This window comes from Maribacter taeanensis, assembly GCF_047345145.1.
Lineage (GTDB): Bacteria > Bacteroidota > Bacteroidia > Flavobacteriales > Flavobacteriaceae > Maribacter_C.
The window spans coordinates 918,682-937,631 of sequence record NZ_JBLFER010000001.1; the positions used below are offsets into that span (position 1 = coordinate 918,682).

The following is an 18,950-nucleotide window of genomic DNA, read 5'->3' on the forward strand; positions in this document are numbered from 1 at the left end:
GTCACTAATTTATTGATTGTTAAAGTTACTAAAATCGATTAGACTTGAACCTTTTTCCATTTTCCTTTTTTAAACCAAATTATAGATACAATAGCCAAGAGAACTTCGGCAGCTGTTATAGCAATGAACACCCCCATGGCACCAAGTTCAAAAGTTATAGCCGCCAAATAAGCAAATGGTAATTGAAACATCCAGAAGGCAACCAGATTTATCTTAGTTGGCGTTCCGGTATCCCCTGCCCCGTTAAAAGCTTGAGTAACTACCATACCATAGGCGTAAAAGATATATCCGATGGCAATTATTTGAAGACAAAGTCCTCCATTTTCGATTACAACTGGATTATCATTAAACCAACCCACTAGGTCATGTGCGAAAAAGAGATAAATGATAGAAACTATTCCCATAAAATAGGCATTGTACTTTCCAGTTTTCCAAACGGATGTTTCTGCACGCTCTGGTTTTTTTGCCCCAAGGTTCTGCCCCACCAAGGTTGCCGCGGCATTACTCATCCCCCAAGAAGGCATTAGAGTAAAGAGCATGATTCTGATGGCAATCGTATAGCCAGCAAGCACTTCGCTTCCAAATTCTGCCATCATACGCATTAAGAATACCCAGCTGGAAGTACCAATTAAGAATTGGGCGATTCCACCCAGAGAAACTTTGATTAGGTTCATCATCACTTTCAAGCGAAGGACCATATCTTTGAACTTGATTTGAATCGTGCTCCATCCGAAGAACAAAATTGCCAACTGAAAAAGTACGGCACTTCCCCTGCCAATATTAGTTGCAATGGCAGCTCCCATTACTCCATATTCGGGAACTGGCCCCCATCCGAAGATAAAAATCGGATCTAGGATAATGTTTAATCCATTGGACAATACTAAAGTCCACATGGCGACAGAAGCATTTCCTGCCCCACGGAAAATCGCATTAATTAAGAATAGCAGAAGAATAGTAATATTACCCCCAATCAGGAGCTGTGTATATCCATAGCCCTCTGTAATAAGTTCTGGCTCAGCACCCATGAGTGCCAAAATTTCCTTGGCAAACAAGAATCCGAAAATGCCAACTACCAGCGATACTAGAACACCAAGTGCAATTGCCTGAACCGCAGCCTCTTTGGCGCCCTGTACGTCTTTTTCGCCAATTCTGCGTGCCACAACTGCAGTTGCTGCCATACTTAAGCCTATAGCAATGGCATAAACTAGCGTAATCACAGATTCAGTAAGGCCAATTGTAGCTACAGCATTAACACTGACTTGAGATACGTAGGCAATATCAACAATGGCGAAAATCGACTCCATCATCATTTCTAGAATCATGGGAATGGAAAGCATAAAAATTGCCTTGCGAATGCTTCCCGTGGTAAATTCATTTTCTTTACCCGTAATTGCTTGAATAAAATACTGGTATAATTTTTTAAATGTAAGTGTACTTGATGGTTTCATTGTAAAAAGAATTATGTGAGAAAAAGAGAAAGTATAGCGTCAGAGAGTACGACTGAAAGTCGACTAATTATTGGGCGAGAGCCCTATGACATCTATAAAAAACATAATTCTTATAACTTCATGATGAAACAAAGATGAATATTTTATTTTAGAATAAAAAATATATTGATTCAAGGGGTAAAGAATCAAGAACAAAAGAGCAAAGATAAAAGTCTCGTTTCATTATTCTTGTGGCCTAACAGTCTTGACTCTTTTAATATCACATCTTTGGGAGTTCTTTTTTTTGGATTTTCAATGAGATAATTAAACCCAATTTTGTCATACTCCCCATCATTCAAAAAATGTGGAAATCGATAAAACCTACCAAACTTTGCCCGTAAAAAATGAAGCTACTTACTTGATAATTATCTATTCAAAAACAAAATTATAGCTGTTCCCGAATTGGACGGCGATGGTGGTCCGTCCCCATTCTCAAGGCTCAATACGAGCGTATAGGTTTCGGTAGTGTCCTCTGGTATAATATAGGTCCCTGGCAATAGGTTGCCCGCACCATCAAAAAGTTCAATTTTCAATTTCACAGTTATAAACTGCACCCCCTTGCCTATGGTGGCCTCATCGAATTTAAATGTATATCTTATTTTCCGATCAGGTTCTCCTACCGGACCTCTGAGTGTTATGGATTCTCCAGTTGGTAACACGCCCAAATCGGTATCAGTATAGTCGGGTTGACGCAACATCAAGCTAAAATCAACCCTTGATAGAGCTGGACTCAAAAACCTTCCTTTATATGCTATGTAATAATCTCCAGGGGGAATGGACTCCTGGAAAACGGGCGAGATAAGTGTTCCGTCCGCATGGTATAACCCATAATTAATATATCCGCCACCTACATCTAATCTGCCCGGAAAATAGAGATAAGATCCTGTAGATCGATTAATTGTAAAATAATATCGGGCTTCCATATCAGGATCCAAACCGCTCTCATACTGCAAATTAAGTTGTATAGGATCCTCCAAGACACCTAAGTACTGATCTGAGGCTTTAAAATCGCCTACTTTAAGTTCAAATTCTTCTGGTACTTCTGTAAGTATACTTGGGTATACCTTTACTTCTATACGGTACCTTCCCTGCGCCAGATCTTCCCAGTAGACTGTACCGTAGTTGGCTTCGAGCGGCGGTATAGAAATCTCCATACCATCCCCATCATAAAAGGTATATGAATAGTCTGAGGGTCTATTGCTCATCTGCAATATGTGCAAAGCAAAATCTGCCGACTCGGCGAGTTCAAAAGAAATACTCTGTGTATCATTGGGTAAGGTCTCCGCAGTTGTAAACGCCCGGTCAAAGGGCAAGTTCAATGTCCCCAAATTCACATTGTTTTCAAGGGGTGTCATCAAGGTCAAAACCACGTTGCCATTTACCACTTCTGTAGTTTGGTTCTTTATCTCAATCTTATATGAACCAGGAGATAGCATACCCTCTTGGTTGTTACCCTCATAGACCGATTCCCCTTGGCTATTCAGCAAAACCAACGTTTCTGTGCCATTCGCGCTTAAGGAATATTCAAGGGTATCTAGAATAGAGAAGGCAAAATTAATTCTACTATCGGGTTCATCTGTCGTAATTTGATATTCCAAGGTTTCCGAATAAGGAGCTTCAAGTAATCCCAAGGTATTATCGGTTGCACCAAAATCAAATGTCCGGCTTATTTCTATCGGCTCAGTGCCTCCATCTGTTACCACAACACGAATCGTAATTGGATCTGAAACCAATGCTGAAAAATCTTCTTCATAGTTCACCGTACCTATTGATTGGCCATCAGGAATGGTACTATTCTCAGCAAGAACGATCTCATTTAGGTATACATTATAAAAGAGTTCATCGCCATCTGGATCACTGGCCGCTTTCCAACTTACCACCAGCGAACTGTAGGTGTCTGCGTTAAAGACAATTTCATCAAAATCAAAGTTGCTTGGGGATCTGTCTACAGTTACTGTTTTGCTAAATTTTCCCGTAGAATAAGCCCCTTCGGAATCATAGGCCTTTATCTCAATATCTAAAACTACCGTAATTCCTTTTGAGGTTTTATTAAAACCATCTAAATCAATTTCCAGTGATGTCTGTTTCCATGCCTTTTGTAGTACTTCATCATTAATGCTTATTTCATAAAGCACTTCTTGGTCATCTGGGTCAGTCGATGCCTCCCATGAAATAATAGCAGTTGCCGAATTGGGAAGTACAGTTACTATAATCTGTTCAGGTTCAGATGGTGAAAAGTTTTCCTGTTCGTCCGAATTGTTGTTACATGATAAAAGTGTCAATATTAGGAACCCGAGTACTAAAAAATGGAATTTCTTTTTCATTTTTAAACCGTTAGACAATTAAATATACCAAAAAAGTGTAAAAATTAAGGCGTGGATTTTCCATTTACCTATAACCAAGCCTAATTATTCGGCGTTTCTGACCCTTCATCGATTGCCAAGTGCCATTAGTACTGACGCCCTGAAAACTTTGTTTTATCTCAATTTCAATTCACCAAGCAATTCGATAGGGCCGCAAGTAGTCTTGTGTATGATTGTCATTCGACATCCTTTTCGGATGCTTATTTGTCACTACACTTTCAAGACTAATTAAATGGATCAAATAAGAAGAACGAAAGCTACTTTACTTTGGAATAATTGGCCTTATATCGCCAAAAGCTGACTCCACCTAAAACCAAGGCGGCTAAGACAATGTACCATACATAATCAGGCGTAATAGCTGCTGCCCCACTTTGTCCATAACTATGCAAACCGACCAAGTAATAATTTACACCAAAGTAGGTCATCATAATGCTGAAGTAGGCAATTACACTTAAAAAATTAAACGTCCATTTGCCACGTAAACCTGGAACTAATCTTGTGTGAATTACAAAAGCGTATACCATTATGGAAATCAAGGCCCAAGTTTCTTTTGGATCCCAACCCCAATAGCGACCCCAACTTTCATTTGCCCATTGGCCTCCTAAGAAATTACCAATGGTGAGCATAATTAATCCTACCGTCAAAACAATTTCGTTGATTATAGTCAGTTCTTTTATGTTTAATTCCATTCGCTTTCTATTGTTTTTAGTTGTCAAAATCATTAGCAATAAGCAGACAACACCTAAAATCATACCTACACTTAGTGGACCATAACTTCCAACAATAACCGAAGTATGAATCATCAACCAATAACTGTCTAACACGGGAACAAGTGTTCCAATTGTCGGATCCACCCAATTACGATGAGCAAAGAACAGCAACATTGAACACACAAAAGCTGCTGCGGATAAGGTCATTACATTTTTTCTTATAAAAATCATCCCAATGCCCATGGTAGCCCACGCTACAAACAACATGCTTTCGTAAGCGTCACTCCATGGGGCATGCCCTGAAACGTACCAACGTAGAATCAAACCAGCAGTATGCCAAAGAAATAAAATGATAATGGTTCCCTTTAGGACATATGAGGCGGCTTTCCATATTTCACGATCTTTAAAAATTTGTGAAATCAAAACAAAAAATAATATTACACCTACTAACGCATATAGTTGGTACAACAAATTGAATATGTTTAATTTATTGTAAATAACTTCAGTATTGATTTTGTTCTCTGAAGGTAACACCTCACTGCCGTGGTTTTCTTGGTTCTTTTTAAATGCCGCCAAAAGTTTATTTGCCTCAGCGTAATCGTCTGTTTTAATTGCTTTCCTCAAGGATATCAGGTAATACGGCACTGCATTTTTGATGAAATTACTGTAAAGCGAATCTGCTACAGGGTACTGTCCGCCACGGAATTCAATCGCCGATATCCATTTGTTATTCTCATCGTTAAGAAGTGGGAAAATTTTAATGATTTTTCCACTTAATGCTTGATCTAAAAGATTAAGTCGAATATTCGCATCTTTTAAATCTTGTTGAAATTTATTTGGAGCAAGTGCGGTAGTAGCGTCATCTAAGAATGGTGCCAATTTGTATTCCCCTTTTTCGTTGAAAAAATCAGTTGCTTTTATAAACTCTTGCCCTTTCGGAATGCCTAGGACGTTACGAATACTATCGTTTTTACCCTTTTTATCTACTGCAATGAACTCTGCGTTATACCATGCGGGAGGATTCAACATCATTGATAAAAAGACTTGGTCAGAATTCATATCACCAAACCTGTTTTTCAAACTTAATTTTCTGAGTAACTCAGAAGAAAAAGTATTAATAGGTTTCATACGACCAGCCTCGTCTTGAATCACCAACCTTCCAAAAGCTTCGGCATGTGCTTTAGAAACTATTGTAGTTTGTAAAATGGAATCAATTTGCGCCTGAGTTGGCGTTAAAGTATTATGGTCGTGGCCATCATCAGCAGTATGCTCTTGAGCTGATGCGGAAATTAAACTTCCAAAAACTACTGCAATTGTAAGTGCTGCCTTTTTGGCTTTTAATTTATCTAAAGACTTCGTTAGGTCTTTAAAGCGTGTTTTTCCAAAGAACATTATTCCCATCAAACCAATGTATAAAAGAAAATACCCTAAGTAGGTAATCCATGTCCCCCATTGGTCATGATTAACGGAGAGCACAGTACCTTTTTCATCAGGAGAAAAACTAGCTTGAAAGAAGCGATATCCTTTATGATCAAGAATATTGTTCATAAAAATATCGTAATCAAAAGGTCGTTCGTCTTCTACTGTGACCTTACTCATATATGATTTGTAACCCGCCTCTGTACCAGGGTACTTTTCGGCTATAAAATCGTTGAGTTTAACTTTAAAAGGCAGCTCATAAACTTTTGAACCATAAGCCAATGAAAAATCTAAACCTCCAACTGACAATTTCTCTGAAAAATTAGAAGTCCCTTTTCCACCTAACAACTTTTTTTGAACCGTTTCCCCATTTGAGGATATATCCACAACCAAGGCAGAAAGGCTATTTTTTGTAATTTCTTCCTCAGGAATTTCCACTACTCCATAAGAGCCTTTGGTTATAGGCTCGGGAATCACAAATTGCATTCCTGCCATGCTGTAAAGAGACCGCAATTGAAATTCTTGCAAGCTATCTTTTGTTAACTGACCTCGAAATTGATCAGCCATTCGCATGAAACTCCCTTCGAAAGTGGATTTTATCTGATATGTAGAATCAGTTGTGAATATATTGATTGCCCCGTCAGTGGGTTTATTTAGAGCGAAAAGAACATTGTGGACATTATTCACCTTATTATTTTCTAGATAATGTTCTTCACGCTGCCCTGTGCCCGCTTCAACAATTTTCAAAAATTCTTTTCCGTTCTCATCTAGAATCAGGCCTTCCTTTGCTCCTTTAATGAAATCAACATAAGAAATTGTGAACTCTTGTCCGTTATAATCAGATTTCCATGGTAGGTTAGATTTTAGAGCTTCCGGGGTTACAATTAAATCATCTTCTAAGACTTTTCTTTTGGGTTGTCCATCTATTTCACCGTCTACAAAAGCCGTTAAATATGTTTTATCAGAATAAAAAACCTTTTCTGAACTGCCCTCACGAATAGGCATCATTCCTTCGAAACTAATATATCGCGTCACAAAGGCGCCAATTATAATCAGAATCCACGACAAGTGTAATGTAAGTACTGGCCACTTTTTCCATGTAAATAATTTATATCGAAACATATTTCCAAGGAAATTGATGACAAAAAACACCATTATTGCTTCGAACCACCACGCATTATAAATCCAAATTCTAGCAGTTTCTGTACTGTATTTACTTTCGACGAAAGTCCCGATACCCATGGCGACACCAAAAACGATAAATAAGACAGCCATTAAACGGGTAGAGAAGAAAAATTTCTTAAGCAATTCTGTCATCAGAAGAAGCGTTGGTTTTCAGGATGCAAAAATACCAACTTTTTATGGTTTTCATTGCTGTAGCACCTTTTAAAAAGTTAAACAGATTTGTTAATCCTTTGTGAAAAATATAAACATGCCAAATATCCTAGAATTGTAGCACCACTGTTTTCGTAATTGGTAAATTATATACCTAAATTTACGATATGATAAAAGTCACCCTTATAGGAACGGGAACTGTCTCAACGCATTTGAAAGAAGTGTTCACAAAGACAGATAGTGTTGAGGTGATTCAAATCATTCCAAGTCGCGGAGACGCTTTGTCAAAAGCTCTAAAAATGTCACCAAGACATGACAAAGGTGAGCATAAAATTGAACAGTCAGACATTTATATTATTGCTGTAAGTGATGATGCCATAAAATCTGTTTCAGAGCAACTTAACAAATCAAATGTACTTATGGTTCATACTTCAGGGAGTGTTTCCATAGACGCATTACCCAGTGCCGTGAGAAAGGGAGTTTTTTATCCTTTACAGACGTTTTCAAAGGGAAGAAAAGTGGATTTTAAAACGATTCCTATTTGCATTGAAGCGGAAAAAAAAGGAGATTTGGAATTGCTTCTAAAATTGGCAGAATCCATTTCGGAATCGGTTTATGAGATTTCATCCGAACAACGGAAATCACTCCATTTGGCTGCTGTTTTCGTTAATAATTTCACCAATCACATCTATCAAATCGGAAATGAGATTTGCAAAGAAAACGATGTTCCTTTTGATATTCTAAAACCGCTTATAATGGAAACACTGCAAAAACTAGATACACTCTCCCCTCTTGATGCGCAGACAGGTCCAGCAAAACGAAGTGACCAACAAACCATTCAGCGGCATTTGGAGCAATTAAAGAACAAAACACACAAGGAAGTCTACCAGATACTAACCAAATCAATCAAAGAGACATATGCAGAAAAGCTATAAAGAATACCTGAAGAACATCACCACTTTTGTTTTTGACGTAGACGGAGTTTTTACTGATGGAACACTGCTAATTACGCCTGAAGGGGAAATGCTTCGTAAAATGAGCGTCAAAGATGGCTACGCACTGAAAACAGCTCTCCAAAAAGGATATAACGTCTGTATAATCACAGGCGGAACCAACGAAGGCGTGCGATTGCGATTAGCGGGATTGGGAGTAACAGACATCTATCTAGGAGCACATCATAAAGAAGAACCTCTAAATGAATATTTATCCAAACATGGAATAACTCCTGAAAATGTGCTTTATATGGGCGATGACATGCCTGACATTCCTCCAATGAAAATAGTCGGATTGCCTACCTGTCCGCAAGATGCCATTCCAGAAGTAAAGGAGGTTGTCAAATATATATCTCATAGAAACGGTGGCGATGCTTGTGTCCGCGATGTTATTGAGCAAGTTTTGAAGGTTCGTGGTGATTGGCATAGCAACTTTAGTGCTGCAAATGATTAGAAGATAGACCGTAGACCGTAGACCGTAGACCGTAGACCGTAGACCGTAGACCGTAGACGAAAAAATATAAAATGCTTCAAGACAAGTTAACCAATTATAAAATCATACTTGCCTCTGGTTCGCCTAGAAGGCAGCAGTTTTTCAAGGAATTGCAATTGGATGTGGAGGTGCGCTTAAAATCAGTTGATGAAGTATATCCTCCAGAACTTAAAGGAAGTGAAATCTCTGATTACTTGGCCCAATTAAAAGCATCTGCTTTTGAAGGTTCTTTGCTTCCAAACGAAATACTGATTACTTCTGATACCGTTGTTTGGCATAAGGGTGCTTCTCTGGCAAAAGCATCCGATGAAAACGAGGCTTTTCAAATGCTAAAAACCCTTTCTGGAGATTGGCATGAGGTGATTACCTCAGTTTCTTTTACCACTTCCGAAGAACAAAAAACAGTTCATCAAATCACTAAGGTGAAGCTAGCAGATTTATCAGATGACGAAATTTGGTTTTATATCAATACTTGCAAACCCTTTGATAAAGCAGGAGCATACGGCATTCAAGAATGGATTGGCCTCATTGCCATTGAAGAAATACAAGGCTCCTACACCAATGTGGTCGGATTACCCACGCATTTGGTTTACAAAACGTTAATTGAGATGGCGAGCTAGTTGGTTTTAAGTAACTTTATACTAAGAAAATCATATTATGAAAACATTTATAAAATCCGGACTTAGCCTTGTAGCAGCAATGGTTTTAGTTGCATTTACACAATCATGCAAAGAACAGACGACCAGCCAAAAGAAGGATTTAGCAATTAACACCGAGGTTGCACCTATGGTTGTTAAAAAGCCAATATCCGAGGAATTCAAAAAGTATTGGTATGCCGGAGAAGCTGAAATTACATCATACAAACTTGAGCAAGCGCGTTATGGTGAAATACGCGAAGGAAATTCCGTCTTGATATATGTTACTGAACCTTTCCACAACCAAAAACAGGTCAAAGCGGATAGAAGTAACACAGATAATATACCCGTTTTAAAACTGAATAGCACCAAGAATTACTTAACAGGCATTTATCCCTACTCAATTATGAGCAGTAGTTTTTATCCGGTTCATGACAATAGTCACGCAATAAAAGTTTCCTTTTCTTCGCAGGAATGGTGTGGACATGTTTATGCCCAATTAAATAACCGGGATGATTTCGAAATTATGTCACATTCTTATTTTGAATCCGAAAGTGATGTTAGTCGTACAATGGAGAAAACAATACTTGAAAATGAGCTTTGGAATAAGATTCGAATCAATCCTGAAGGTTTGCCAACGGGCAATTTAAAGATTATTCCTTCTTTGGAATATATAAGACTGACTCACAAAGAATTAAAATCGTATGATGCAATAGTTAGTTTAAGTACAAAAAACAAAATTACAACGTACAAAATCGAGTATAAAGAACTAAATCGAACACTTGAAATCAACTTTACTTCTGCATTTCCACATACTATAGAAAGTTGGTCAGATAGCTTTAAAGATGGCTACGGAGCAAATGCAAAAATGCTTACTTCTACGGGAACCAAATTAAAGTCAATCAAGAGTCCGTACTGGCGAAAAAACAGTAATGAATTTCTACCTTTGCGCGATAGTTTAGGACTTTAATTTTATGGAGGAATTTTTAATAGAGAATCAAAAGGAGCTAATCTGGACATTAGCCACATTACTTATTGTAATCATCTTTCGTTTCATTGGAAAAACAACGGTTCAACGTATTGGCCGTATGAGCGGCATTGCCGAAGCCCGAACCCTCTTAATCACCAAATATGTTTATGCAGTATTAAATTTTTTAGCCATCGGCGCTGTTACCTTTATTTGGGGTGTTAATTTTCAAGATTTAGGCCTACTATTTTCTTCTGTTTTTGCGGTAATTGGTGTTGCTCTTTTTGCACAATGGTCCATTTTGAGCAATGTAACTGCGGGAGTTATACTTTTCTTCTCTTTCCCCTTTAAAATAGGTGACTACATTCGAATTTTAGATAAAGAAATTATGGATGAGCAAGACGAAAATGAAAATATTTTTATCATTGAAGACATAAAGGCTTTTCATGTACATTTAAGAAGACATAGTGGCGAACTAATTACCTACCCAAATAATATGATGCTTCAAAAGGCTATTGCTTTAATCGAAACGCCCATTAAATCTGATGATGGCTCAGATGCTATTTGATTTGTTAAAGAAGTTCTAAAATAACATTTCTTCCCTCTTTATCTCTTTATCTTTGAGAGCCAACTTACAACAATAATGATGCGTCAATACCTAGTAGTATTTGTTTCCTTCCTATTCTCTATACAAATCGTTTTTGCTCAAGCCCCCAAAAAAGGGACTTCAGCTGAAATATATCATTCCGTTCAAAAACTGAATTTCTTAGGAAAAGCGCTATATGTAGCTGCGCACCCTGATGATGAGAATACCCGTTTGATATCCTATTTATCGAACAATGTTAAAGCAAAAACCGCTTATTTATCACTAACTCGTGGTGACGGAGGTCAAAATCTAATTGGTCCTGAATTACGAGAGTTGCTAGGGGTTCTTCGGACACAAGAACTTTTGGCCGCACGAAGAGTGGATGGTGGTCAACAATTTTTCAGCAGAGCAAATGACTTTGGCTACTCAAAACATCCTGATGAAACCCTTAAAATCTGGAATAAAGAAGAAGTGCTAGGGGATGTTGTGCAGATTATCAGAACCTTTAAACCAGACGTCATTATCAATCGTTTTGACCATAGGTCTCCCGGTTCTACACATGGGCACCACACTTCATCTGCTATGTTGAGTTTTGAAGCTTTTGATTTGGTAAATGACCCTAATGCCTATCCTAGTCAATTAGCGGCAACAGAGATTTGGCAACCAAAACGCTTATTTTTTAATACGTCTTGGTGGTTTTACGGAAGTAGGGAAAAGTTTGAAAAAGCGGACAAATCCAAATTAATGAATATGGATGTAGGCGTCTTCTATCCTACCCTTGGTGTTTCCAATAACGAAATTGCATCTTGGGCAAGCAGCCAACATTTATGTCAAGGTTTTGGAAGAATTACTTCTCGAGGAAGCGAAAACGAATACATCGAATTTTTAAAAGGTGATTTTCCTAAGGACAAATCAAACATTTTTGATGGAATCAATACAACTTGGTCAAGAGTTGTAGGCGGAGAAGCTATCGGAACCATACTTACCAAAGTTGAAGCAGATTTTGATTTTACAAACCCTGTGAAGCACCTTCCTCAACTTTTGGAAGCACATAAATTTATAAGTTCGTTAAGCGATGTCCATTGGAAAACCATCAAACTTGTAGAAATAGAGGCTATTATTCAATCCGTTGCAGGACTGTATTTGGAAGCCTCTGCTGATGCTGCAATAGCCAATCCTGGTAATGCTGTCAAGTTAAATCTTGACGTCTTAAATCGCAGTGATGCCAGAATTACCTTAAAATCGATAGGTATTTCCGACGTTGATGAAGGTCTTGAACCTCTTACTATTTTAGAAAACAACAAAAAGAACAACTTCGAGCTAAATCTCGATATTCCTAAAGAAACGAATTTCACGAGTCCGTATTGGCTTAATGAAAAAGGTAGCCTAGGCATGTATAAAGTGACCGACAAAAGTTTAATCGGCAAGCCCGAAACTCCAAGAGCTTTCCAAGCTAATTTTGTCTTAGACTTTGACGGTTATGAAATTACATTTCAGAAACCTGTGGTGTACAAATACGCTCGAAACGATAAAGGGGAATTGTACCAACCATTTGAAGTGCTTCCTGAGGCTACTGCACGTTTTGATGATAAGGTGGTCATTTTTGCAGATGGAAAGCCCAAGCAAATTGCAATAACTGTCAAAGCTCACAAAGATAATATCAAAGGAGATGTTCAATTTTGCTACTCCAAAGGATGGACGGTTGACCAAGAAATTAAACCCTTTGAAATTGCTAAAAAAGGTGATGAACAAATATTACAATTTACCTTGACTCCACCCACAAACGAGGATGAGAGTTACATTGCCCCTATTATCAAAATAGATGGAAATCAAATCACTAAGGAGTTAGTCACTATTGCCTATGATCATATTCCGACACAGTCGGTTTTACTTCCGGCAGAAGCCAAAGTAGTTCGTTTGAACATACAACGCTTGGGCGAAAACATTGGCTATATCATGGGTGCTGGTGACGATGTACCAACGAGTCTAAGACAAATTGGATATAATGTCGTAACCGTTGACCCGAACTCTATACAAGCGGGAAGTTTGGATAAATTCGATGCTGTAGTAGTTGGTATTCGTGGCTATAATGTTGTTAAAGAACTTCAATTCAAACAACGTTTTATATTGGACTATGTAAAGGATGGGGGAAACCTTATTGTACAATACAATACAGCTGGCAGATGGGACAAACAATTTAACAACATCGCACCCTACGAATTAAAATTATCTCGAGACCGAGTAACCGATGAGAATTCTAGTGTGAAAATTGTTGCTAAAGACCACGCGCTTGTCAATTTCCCAAATCCTATAAATGAAAAAGATTTTGAGGGATGGGTTCAAGAAAGAGGTTTGTATTTTCCAAACGAATGGAGTGATGAATTCTCCCCAATTCTTTCCATGAAAGATAACGGAGAATCGGCCAAAAAAGGAAGTCTTTTGGTTGCTCCCTACGGAAAAGGAAACTATATCTACACTGGACTAAGCTTTTTTAGAGAATTGCCTGCCGGAGTTTCTGGAGCCTACAAACTCTTTGCAAATATGCTGTCTATTGGAAAAGAAAACGTAGAAAAAAAACCAGCAGTTAAAGGATAAATATGCAAGATAAATTCATTTGGAAAAAAGAATATACTATGGTGCTTATCTTGAATGTGCTCTACATTTTAATCTTCTCCTATATAATGACTTCTTTTACTTGATATGGAAACAATAGACTGGATTGTACTGGCCGGAACTCTTTTATTTATTGTAGTCTATGGTGTTTGGAAAACCAAAGGAAGAAATAATGTCGAGGATTATGTTGGCGGTGGTAGAGATTCTAAATGGTGGACCATAGGCTTATCTGTAATGGCCACCCAAGCAAGTGCCATTACTTTTTTATCCACCCCTGGGCAAGCCTTTCACGACGGAATGGGCTTTGTACAGTTTTACTTCGGATTGCCTCTGGCTATGATTATTATATGTTTGGTATTCGTTCCCATATACCACAGACTTAAAGTGTATACGGCTTACGAGTTTCTTGAAGATCGTTTTGATCTAAAAACAAGGTCTCTTGCTGCTATTTTATTTTTGATTCAAAGAGGTTTAGCGGCAGGTATCACGATTTTTGCACCCTCAATTATCTTATCCGCGGTTTTAGGCTGGGATTTAAGAACCCTGAACGTAATCATCGGTGTTTTAGTAATTGCATATACTGTTTCAGGAGGTACAAAGGCAGTAAGTGTTACTCAGAAACAGCAAATGTTTATCATAATGACGGGAATGTTTATCGCATTCTTTTTTATACTTGGCTACCTTCCAGCCGACGTTACATTCTCTAAAGCACTTAAAATAGCGGGGGCAAGTGAGAAGCTTAATATTCTCGACTTCTCATTTGATACCAAAAGCAGATACACTTTTTGGAGCGGAATTACGGGTGGACTCTTCTTAGCCCTTGCATATTTTGGTACAGACCAAAGTCAGGTTCAACGCTATCTTTCAGGAAAGTCGGTCAGAGAAAGCCAGTTAGGCCTTATTTTCAATGGAATGCTTAAAATTCCAATGCAATTTTTCATTCTTCTTGTTGGTGTAATGGTCTTTGTTTTTTACCAATACAACCCTGCTCCTTTGAACTTTAATCCATCAGCAACTAAAATTGTTATGGAATCTGAGTATGCTGAGGATTACAAATTATTACAAGACGAACAAATAGAGTTAGAAGTTGAAAAGAAAATGGCTCAAAATAAATTTTCTGCGGCTTTAGAACTTAAAGAATATATTGCCATAGATGAGGCGAAGCAACAGATTATTACAATAAACAAAAGAGATAGCACAAACCGGGTAGCTGCAAAAGCACTTATTAGTCAAGCCGATAAAAATACTGAGACCAACGACAAAGATTATGTATTCATTCACTTCATCCTAAACAATCTGCCTAAGGGCCTTATTGGATTGTTGTTGGCTGTAATACTTTCTGCTGCAATGTCATCTACAGCATCAGAATTAAATGCTTTGGGTACCATTACCGCACTCGATTTATATAAGAGAAACAAAAAAGAAGAGGCCTCTGAAAAACACTACGTACAAGCGTCAAAATTTTTCACGCTAGTTTGGGGAATCATTGCAATTCTAATTGCCAATGTGGCTAACCTATTTGACAATTTAATTCAATTAGTCAATATAATTGGGTCTATATTTTATGGGAATGTCTTGGGAATTTTTCTTTTAGCCTTCTTCATCAAATATGTAAAAGGAAATTCCGTTTTTATGGCTGCTATTATAACCCAGATAATAGTGTTTATAGGTTTTTATTTCGACTGGATGTCATATCTATGGCTTAATGCTTTTGGTTGCGCTTTAGTAATGCTAATAGCAATTCTCTTAGAAGGTTTTGATCGTATGTTGAAGACCTCAAATATAGACTCGTAGTTCTGCAAACCTAAAGATCCTTGTTCATTTTAATTTAGTCCGATATATTCTTGATCCTATGTTAAACACAGAATGTTCTTAACAAATATTTAAGAATTATCTATATTTACAAAGCTTCTTGATAAGACATCCCCTTTTTACAGGCAAGATTAAAGTAATTAATGGATAAAAAATACACAATAAAAGATATTGCTGAGTTAGCAGGCGTTTCAAAAGGAACGGTAGACAGAGTTCTTCACCAACGGGGCAAAGTATCGTCAAAATCATTAGAGCAGGTTCAGAAAGTCCTTAAGGAAATAGATTACCAACCCAATCCGATCGCTCGCAATCTCAAGAATAATAAGGTTTATAAAATATGTATTTTGATGCCCGACCCTGAACAAGATGCCTATTGGTATCCAGCTGTTCAAGGAATTCGAAATGCAACAAATGAGTTCAAACCTTTTGGCTTGTCGGTAAGTAAGTTTTATTATGACCCTTATAATCGAGATTCATTCATTGAAAAATCTCAGAAAGCATTAAAGTCACCTTTAGATGCACTTCTAATAGTACCGCTTTTTCAAAAAGAAGCCCAAGATATTTATAAACAATGCCAAGAGAAAAAGGTATTGGTAGCTTCATTTAATAATACTATTGATACTTTTAATCCTGGAAATTTTATTGGTCAAGATTTGTATCAAAGTGGTCGAGTTGCAGCTAGTCTTATTGAAAAATTAGTAGATGAAAAGGCTATTATTGGTATTCTACATTTGGATGAAGAGGCGAATATGAAGCTAAGGGAAAAAGGGTTTAAAAGCTATTTTGAAAAGAAAACAAATCCTCCTAAAATTAGCACCTTCAGCCTAAGAACTTCGGATAGAGAAGCCTTTAAAAAAGAAGCTGTGGCCTTAGTAGAATCGAACTCTAAAATTTCCGCAATTTTCGTAACAAACTCGAAAGCTTATCATTTTATTCAGGCAATCGACCACTTATGCAAAGACATTACAATTGTTGGTTACGACCTTCTGGATGAAAACATCAATTTTCTTAAAACAGGTTGTATTGATTTTTTGATACATCAAAAGCCAAAACGTCAGGCCTATTTAGGTGTAGGTTATCTTGCAGAACATTTCCTTTTTGGAAAACCAATACCATCGGAAAATTTACTCCCAATTGATATCATAACTTCTGAAAATGTAGCATATTATTTGGATTGATTTTGAAGCTATCCTTATGGCGTATTTTGCATTGATAGAGCTGTAGAACATTTCACGAGGACAAACCATATTAACAAAAAAGCCCCAATCAAAAGGTTGAGGCTTTTTAATTTCATTAAATAAACAATTACATACCTCCCCACTCTTTCAAAGAGTCAGTATTCATTTTAACATAGTCCATATTACCTGCTTCTTTAGAAGCTGCCAAAGATTTCTTTGCAGTGGCAATAGCGCCTTTCTTATCCCCAGCTTTTGCCTGAATAAGTGACTGTTGACGTAACTGCCAAAAAGCCGGCTTTTCAGTCATTGCCATCGCTTTATCCATCCACTCTTTTGCTTTATTGATATCCTTTCCTTCGCTTGAGTAATATGTAGCTGCTGCATAATAGTCTCCAGCAGATGGCCCACCTAATGCTCTTGCAATGTCTTTCTCAACTGCCGCATCTGTTGGCACTTCAAAGTTCACAGCCACATAGATATCTGACCACATCATACCAAGATTGGCAGAGTTTGAAGTTAGATCATCAATTGTGATTGTGAAAGTTTCTATTACAACTCCCTCTGGCATCTTAATAGCAGGCACGTTTGCCTTAGCTACTACTTTACTGTCATCCCAGTCTCTTGGAGTTCCTCCCCCTTGAGTGTCCGTGTAGAAAAATACTTCCCATGAACTAGCTCCTGGTTTTGTAAAAACAGAGTAAGTACCTGCCTTTACATCTTGACCTCCAATTTTTATATCAGTACTGAAGGTGACAAGAGTATATCCATTAGCGCCTGTACGCCATAATTTATCATAAGGTACTAAATCGCCAAAGATTGTTCTTCCTCTCATAGATGGTCTAGAATAATCTATGGTAACGTCAGTAAGCCCGACCGTCTGCATCAATTTAGAAGCAGGACTAGGGGCTGGTGTGTTGATTTGAGCTTCTAAAGAAAAAGAAGCTAGAGCAACAAATAAGAATAAGGTAATTTTTTTCATTTCAAATAATTTTAATGTCATTCCCACAACGGTGGGAATTTGGTTTTTTGTGTATGACAAAGCTATACATAAACCATAGTCAGTATTGTTAAGAAAGTCTTAAATAAAGTATAACTAACCCTAGTCCTTGTAGAATGGTATGGATTTCTTACTATCTGAAAAATAGAAGGTTAAATAATAAATTCCATTTTGTAAGGTGGATAAATCCACACGATTATTTTCAATATCACTTCCCAAAACAAATTGTATTTCACGACCTAGAGGGTCGAAAATAGATCGCTTAAGGATGGTCTCTTCAAATCCAGATTGGTATTCTAAAAAATCAAACAATCTACCCTTATATAAGATAATCTCATCATTTCCCAATTCAGGTTCTGGTTCAGGCTCTGGTTCTGGTTCAGGTTCTGGTTCAGGTTCTGGTTCAGGTTCTGGTTCTGGTTCGGTTACATCAGTAATCTCAAACTTAAACAAGGTTGATTCTAAAGTAATTGATGGAGTTGTTCTAGAGAATGATTCCGAGGAAAAAAAATAGGTATCTTCATCTGAATATGTAATAGCCTCTACTTGTGCCAAACCAATATTCAAATTAGCTCGAACCGCTTCATTCGTAAATACTGATGTATTCGTAGTGGAAATTTCAAAGCTAGCGGTAAAAGGTCCTAATGTAGATGAATATCCGATTAGAAAAAGCACATTTGAAAGCGGATTATAAGTAGCTCCTGTCACTAAACCGTCAATGGCGTAACTATCAATCTTTCTGGCATTATGTTGGCCTGGAGTTTTGGGGATAGTGTAAGCATCGGTTCCGTTACTTTTCCATTGCTTCGTTAACACGATTAATTGATCATTCCAAATGAAAAATGCCTCAGCATCCCAATCACTATTTCCGGTATTCGTGAAATCAGTTTGATCTTCATAGCTGAAGTTGATTTGCTCCGCGGATACGGAATCACTTTGATCATAGTCTTGTTTGCTGATACGATGAATTCGAAGGTCGGTTCGGGTGCCAACATTATTCCCAAAATCGCCGATGTAGATATATTGATCATCCTGTGTTATATCCTCCCAATCGATATTTTCAACATCCATTATCGTCACGGTCCTTGTGATTTGATAAGATACCGTATCTATTTCAAAGAGTTGAGGGGTATTACCCGAGTCGTTGTGGGTTATAAGTTTTCCTCTATAAAATATCAAACCCGAGGTTTCAGAAACTTCACTAGGCAAAATACTCAGTACTTCTGCATTTTCTTGAGAAAATAAAGAAGCACTCCATAAAATTGCTAAAGAAAAAAGAAATCTTAGATTCATTGTCTAGGTTCTTGTCGAAAAATACAAAATTGTGGCCTTATGCTATAAAATATAAGCCCAACGGTACTCT

At 37.6% G+C, this 18,950-nt stretch carries 13 protein-coding genes; 8 read left to right on the forward strand and 5 right to left on the reverse strand.

Annotated elements, in window-relative coordinates:
- Positions 1 to 38 precede the first annotated feature (38 nt).
- From ACKWCD_RS04050 to ACKWCD_RS04060, 3 genes are all read right to left on the reverse strand, one after another.
- Entirely contained in the window at positions 39 to 1,448 is a 1,410-nt protein-coding gene (locus tag ACKWCD_RS04050) for an MATE family efflux transporter (RefSeq protein WP_413982653.1), read from the reverse strand.
- 404 nt (positions 1,449 to 1,852) lie between these two features.
- Complete coding sequence (locus ACKWCD_RS04055) at positions 1,853 to 3,811, reverse strand: hypothetical protein (protein ID WP_413982654.1); 1,959 nt, start codon at positions 3,809 to 3,811, stop codon at positions 1,853 to 1,855.
- 296 nt (positions 3,812 to 4,107) lie between these two features.
- Positions 4,108 to 7,296, reverse strand: coding sequence for a cytochrome c biogenesis protein CcsA (locus ACKWCD_RS04060; protein ID WP_413982655.1), 3,189 nt, complete (start codon positions 7,294 to 7,296; stop codon positions 4,108 to 4,110).
- Between the two features lie 185 nt (positions 7,297 to 7,481).
- On the opposite strand from ACKWCD_RS04060, the gene ACKWCD_RS04065 reads away from it, so the two are divergent.
- The 8 genes from ACKWCD_RS04065 (at position 7,482) to ACKWCD_RS04100 (ending at position 16,590) form a co-directional block, all read left to right on the forward strand.
- Positions 7,482 to 8,249, forward strand: a complete 768-nt coding sequence (locus ACKWCD_RS04065; RefSeq protein ID WP_413982656.1) for a Rossmann-like and DUF2520 domain-containing protein — start codon at positions 7,482 to 7,484, stop codon at positions 8,247 to 8,249.
- Complete coding sequence (locus ACKWCD_RS04070; RefSeq protein ID WP_413982657.1) at positions 8,233 to 8,760, forward strand: KdsC family phosphatase; 528 nt, start codon at positions 8,233 to 8,235, stop codon at positions 8,758 to 8,760. Before ACKWCD_RS04065 ends, ACKWCD_RS04070 begins: the two co-directional genes overlap by 17 nt.
- 71 nt (positions 8,761 to 8,831) lie before the next feature.
- Complete coding sequence (locus ACKWCD_RS04075; RefSeq protein ID WP_413982658.1) at positions 8,832 to 9,419, forward strand: Maf-like protein; 588 nt, start codon at positions 8,832 to 8,834, stop codon at positions 9,417 to 9,419.
- 37 nt (positions 9,420 to 9,456) lie between these two features.
- Positions 9,457 to 10,404: a septum formation inhibitor Maf gene (locus tag ACKWCD_RS04080; RefSeq protein WP_413982659.1), complete on the forward strand. Its 948-nt coding sequence runs from the start codon at positions 9,457 to 9,459 to the stop codon at positions 10,402 to 10,404.
- 4 nt (positions 10,405 to 10,408) lie between these two features.
- The gene (locus ACKWCD_RS04085) at positions 10,409 to 10,969 is read left to right on the forward strand and encodes a mechanosensitive ion channel domain-containing protein (protein WP_413982660.1); all 561 of its coding nucleotides are present in this window, start codon (positions 10,409 to 10,411) and stop codon (positions 10,967 to 10,969) included.
- A 78-nt stretch (positions 10,970 to 11,047) separates the two neighbouring features.
- Positions 11,048 to 13,582 carry a PIG-L family deacetylase gene (locus ACKWCD_RS04090; RefSeq protein WP_413983006.1) on the forward strand — a complete coding sequence of 845 codons (2,535 nt, stop codon included), beginning with the start codon at positions 11,048 to 11,050 and terminating at the stop codon, positions 13,580 to 13,582.
- Positions 13,583 to 13,687: 105 nt separating this feature from the next.
- Complete coding sequence (locus ACKWCD_RS04095) at positions 13,688 to 15,394, forward strand: sodium:solute symporter family protein (RefSeq protein WP_413982661.1); 1,707 nt, start codon at positions 13,688 to 13,690, stop codon at positions 15,392 to 15,394.
- Between the two features lie 161 nt (positions 15,395 to 15,555).
- Positions 15,556 to 16,590, forward strand: a complete 1,035-nt coding sequence (locus ACKWCD_RS04100; protein WP_413982662.1) for a substrate-binding domain-containing protein — start codon at positions 15,556 to 15,558, stop codon at positions 16,588 to 16,590.
- 127 nt (positions 16,591 to 16,717) lie between these two features.
- Here ACKWCD_RS04100 and ACKWCD_RS04105 read toward each other — a convergent pair whose 3' ends face one another.
- Together ACKWCD_RS04105 and ACKWCD_RS04110 are read right to left on the reverse strand one after the other, a co-directional pair.
- Entirely contained in the window at positions 16,718 to 17,569 is an 852-nt protein-coding gene (locus ACKWCD_RS04105) for a DUF2911 domain-containing protein (protein ID WP_413982663.1), read from the reverse strand.
- Positions 17,570 to 17,689: 120 nt separating this feature from the next.
- Entirely contained in the window at positions 17,690 to 18,880 is a 1,191-nt protein-coding gene (locus ACKWCD_RS04110; RefSeq protein ID WP_413982664.1) for a T9SS C-terminal target domain-containing protein, read from the reverse strand.
- Positions 18,881 to 18,950 lie beyond the last annotated feature (70 nt).

What these genes read in the sequence shown, in the direction of transcription:
- ACKWCD_RS04050 (WP_413982653.1), bottom strand. Translation starts at nt 1,448, where the DNA reads ATGAAACCATCAAGTACACTTACATTTAAAAAATTATACCAGTATTTT.
- ACKWCD_RS04055 (WP_413982654.1), bottom strand. Translation starts at nt 3,811, where the DNA reads ATGAAAAAGAAATTCCATTTTTTAGTACTCGGGTTCCTAATATTGACA.
- ACKWCD_RS04060 (WP_413982655.1), bottom strand. Translation starts at nt 7,296, where the DNA reads ATGACAGAATTGCTTAAGAAATTTTTCTTCTCTACCCGTTTAATGGCT.
- ACKWCD_RS04065 (WP_413982656.1), top strand. Translation starts at nt 7,482, where the DNA reads ATGATAAAAGTCACCCTTATAGGAACGGGAACTGTCTCAACGCATTTG.
- ACKWCD_RS04070 (WP_413982657.1), top strand. Translation starts at nt 8,233, where the DNA reads ATGCAGAAAAGCTATAAAGAATACCTGAAGAACATCACCACTTTTGTT.
- ACKWCD_RS04075 (WP_413982658.1), top strand. Translation starts at nt 8,832, where the DNA reads ATGCTTCAAGACAAGTTAACCAATTATAAAATCATACTTGCCTCTGGT.
- ACKWCD_RS04080 (WP_413982659.1), top strand. Translation starts at nt 9,457, where the DNA reads ATGAAAACATTTATAAAATCCGGACTTAGCCTTGTAGCAGCAATGGTT.
- ACKWCD_RS04085 (WP_413982660.1), top strand. Translation starts at nt 10,409, where the DNA reads ATGGAGGAATTTTTAATAGAGAATCAAAAGGAGCTAATCTGGACATTA.
- ACKWCD_RS04090 (WP_413983006.1), top strand. Translation starts at nt 11,048, where the DNA reads ATGCGTCAATACCTAGTAGTATTTGTTTCCTTCCTATTCTCTATACAA.
- ACKWCD_RS04095 (WP_413982661.1), top strand. Translation starts at nt 13,688, where the DNA reads ATGGAAACAATAGACTGGATTGTACTGGCCGGAACTCTTTTATTTATT.
- ACKWCD_RS04100 (WP_413982662.1), top strand. Translation starts at nt 15,556, where the DNA reads ATGGATAAAAAATACACAATAAAAGATATTGCTGAGTTAGCAGGCGTT.
- ACKWCD_RS04105 (WP_413982663.1), bottom strand. Translation starts at nt 17,569, where the DNA reads ATGAAAAAAATTACCTTATTCTTATTTGTTGCTCTAGCTTCTTTTTCT.
- ACKWCD_RS04110 (WP_413982664.1), bottom strand. Translation starts at nt 18,880, where the DNA reads ATGAATCTAAGATTTCTTTTTTCTTTAGCAATTTTATGGAGTGCTTCT.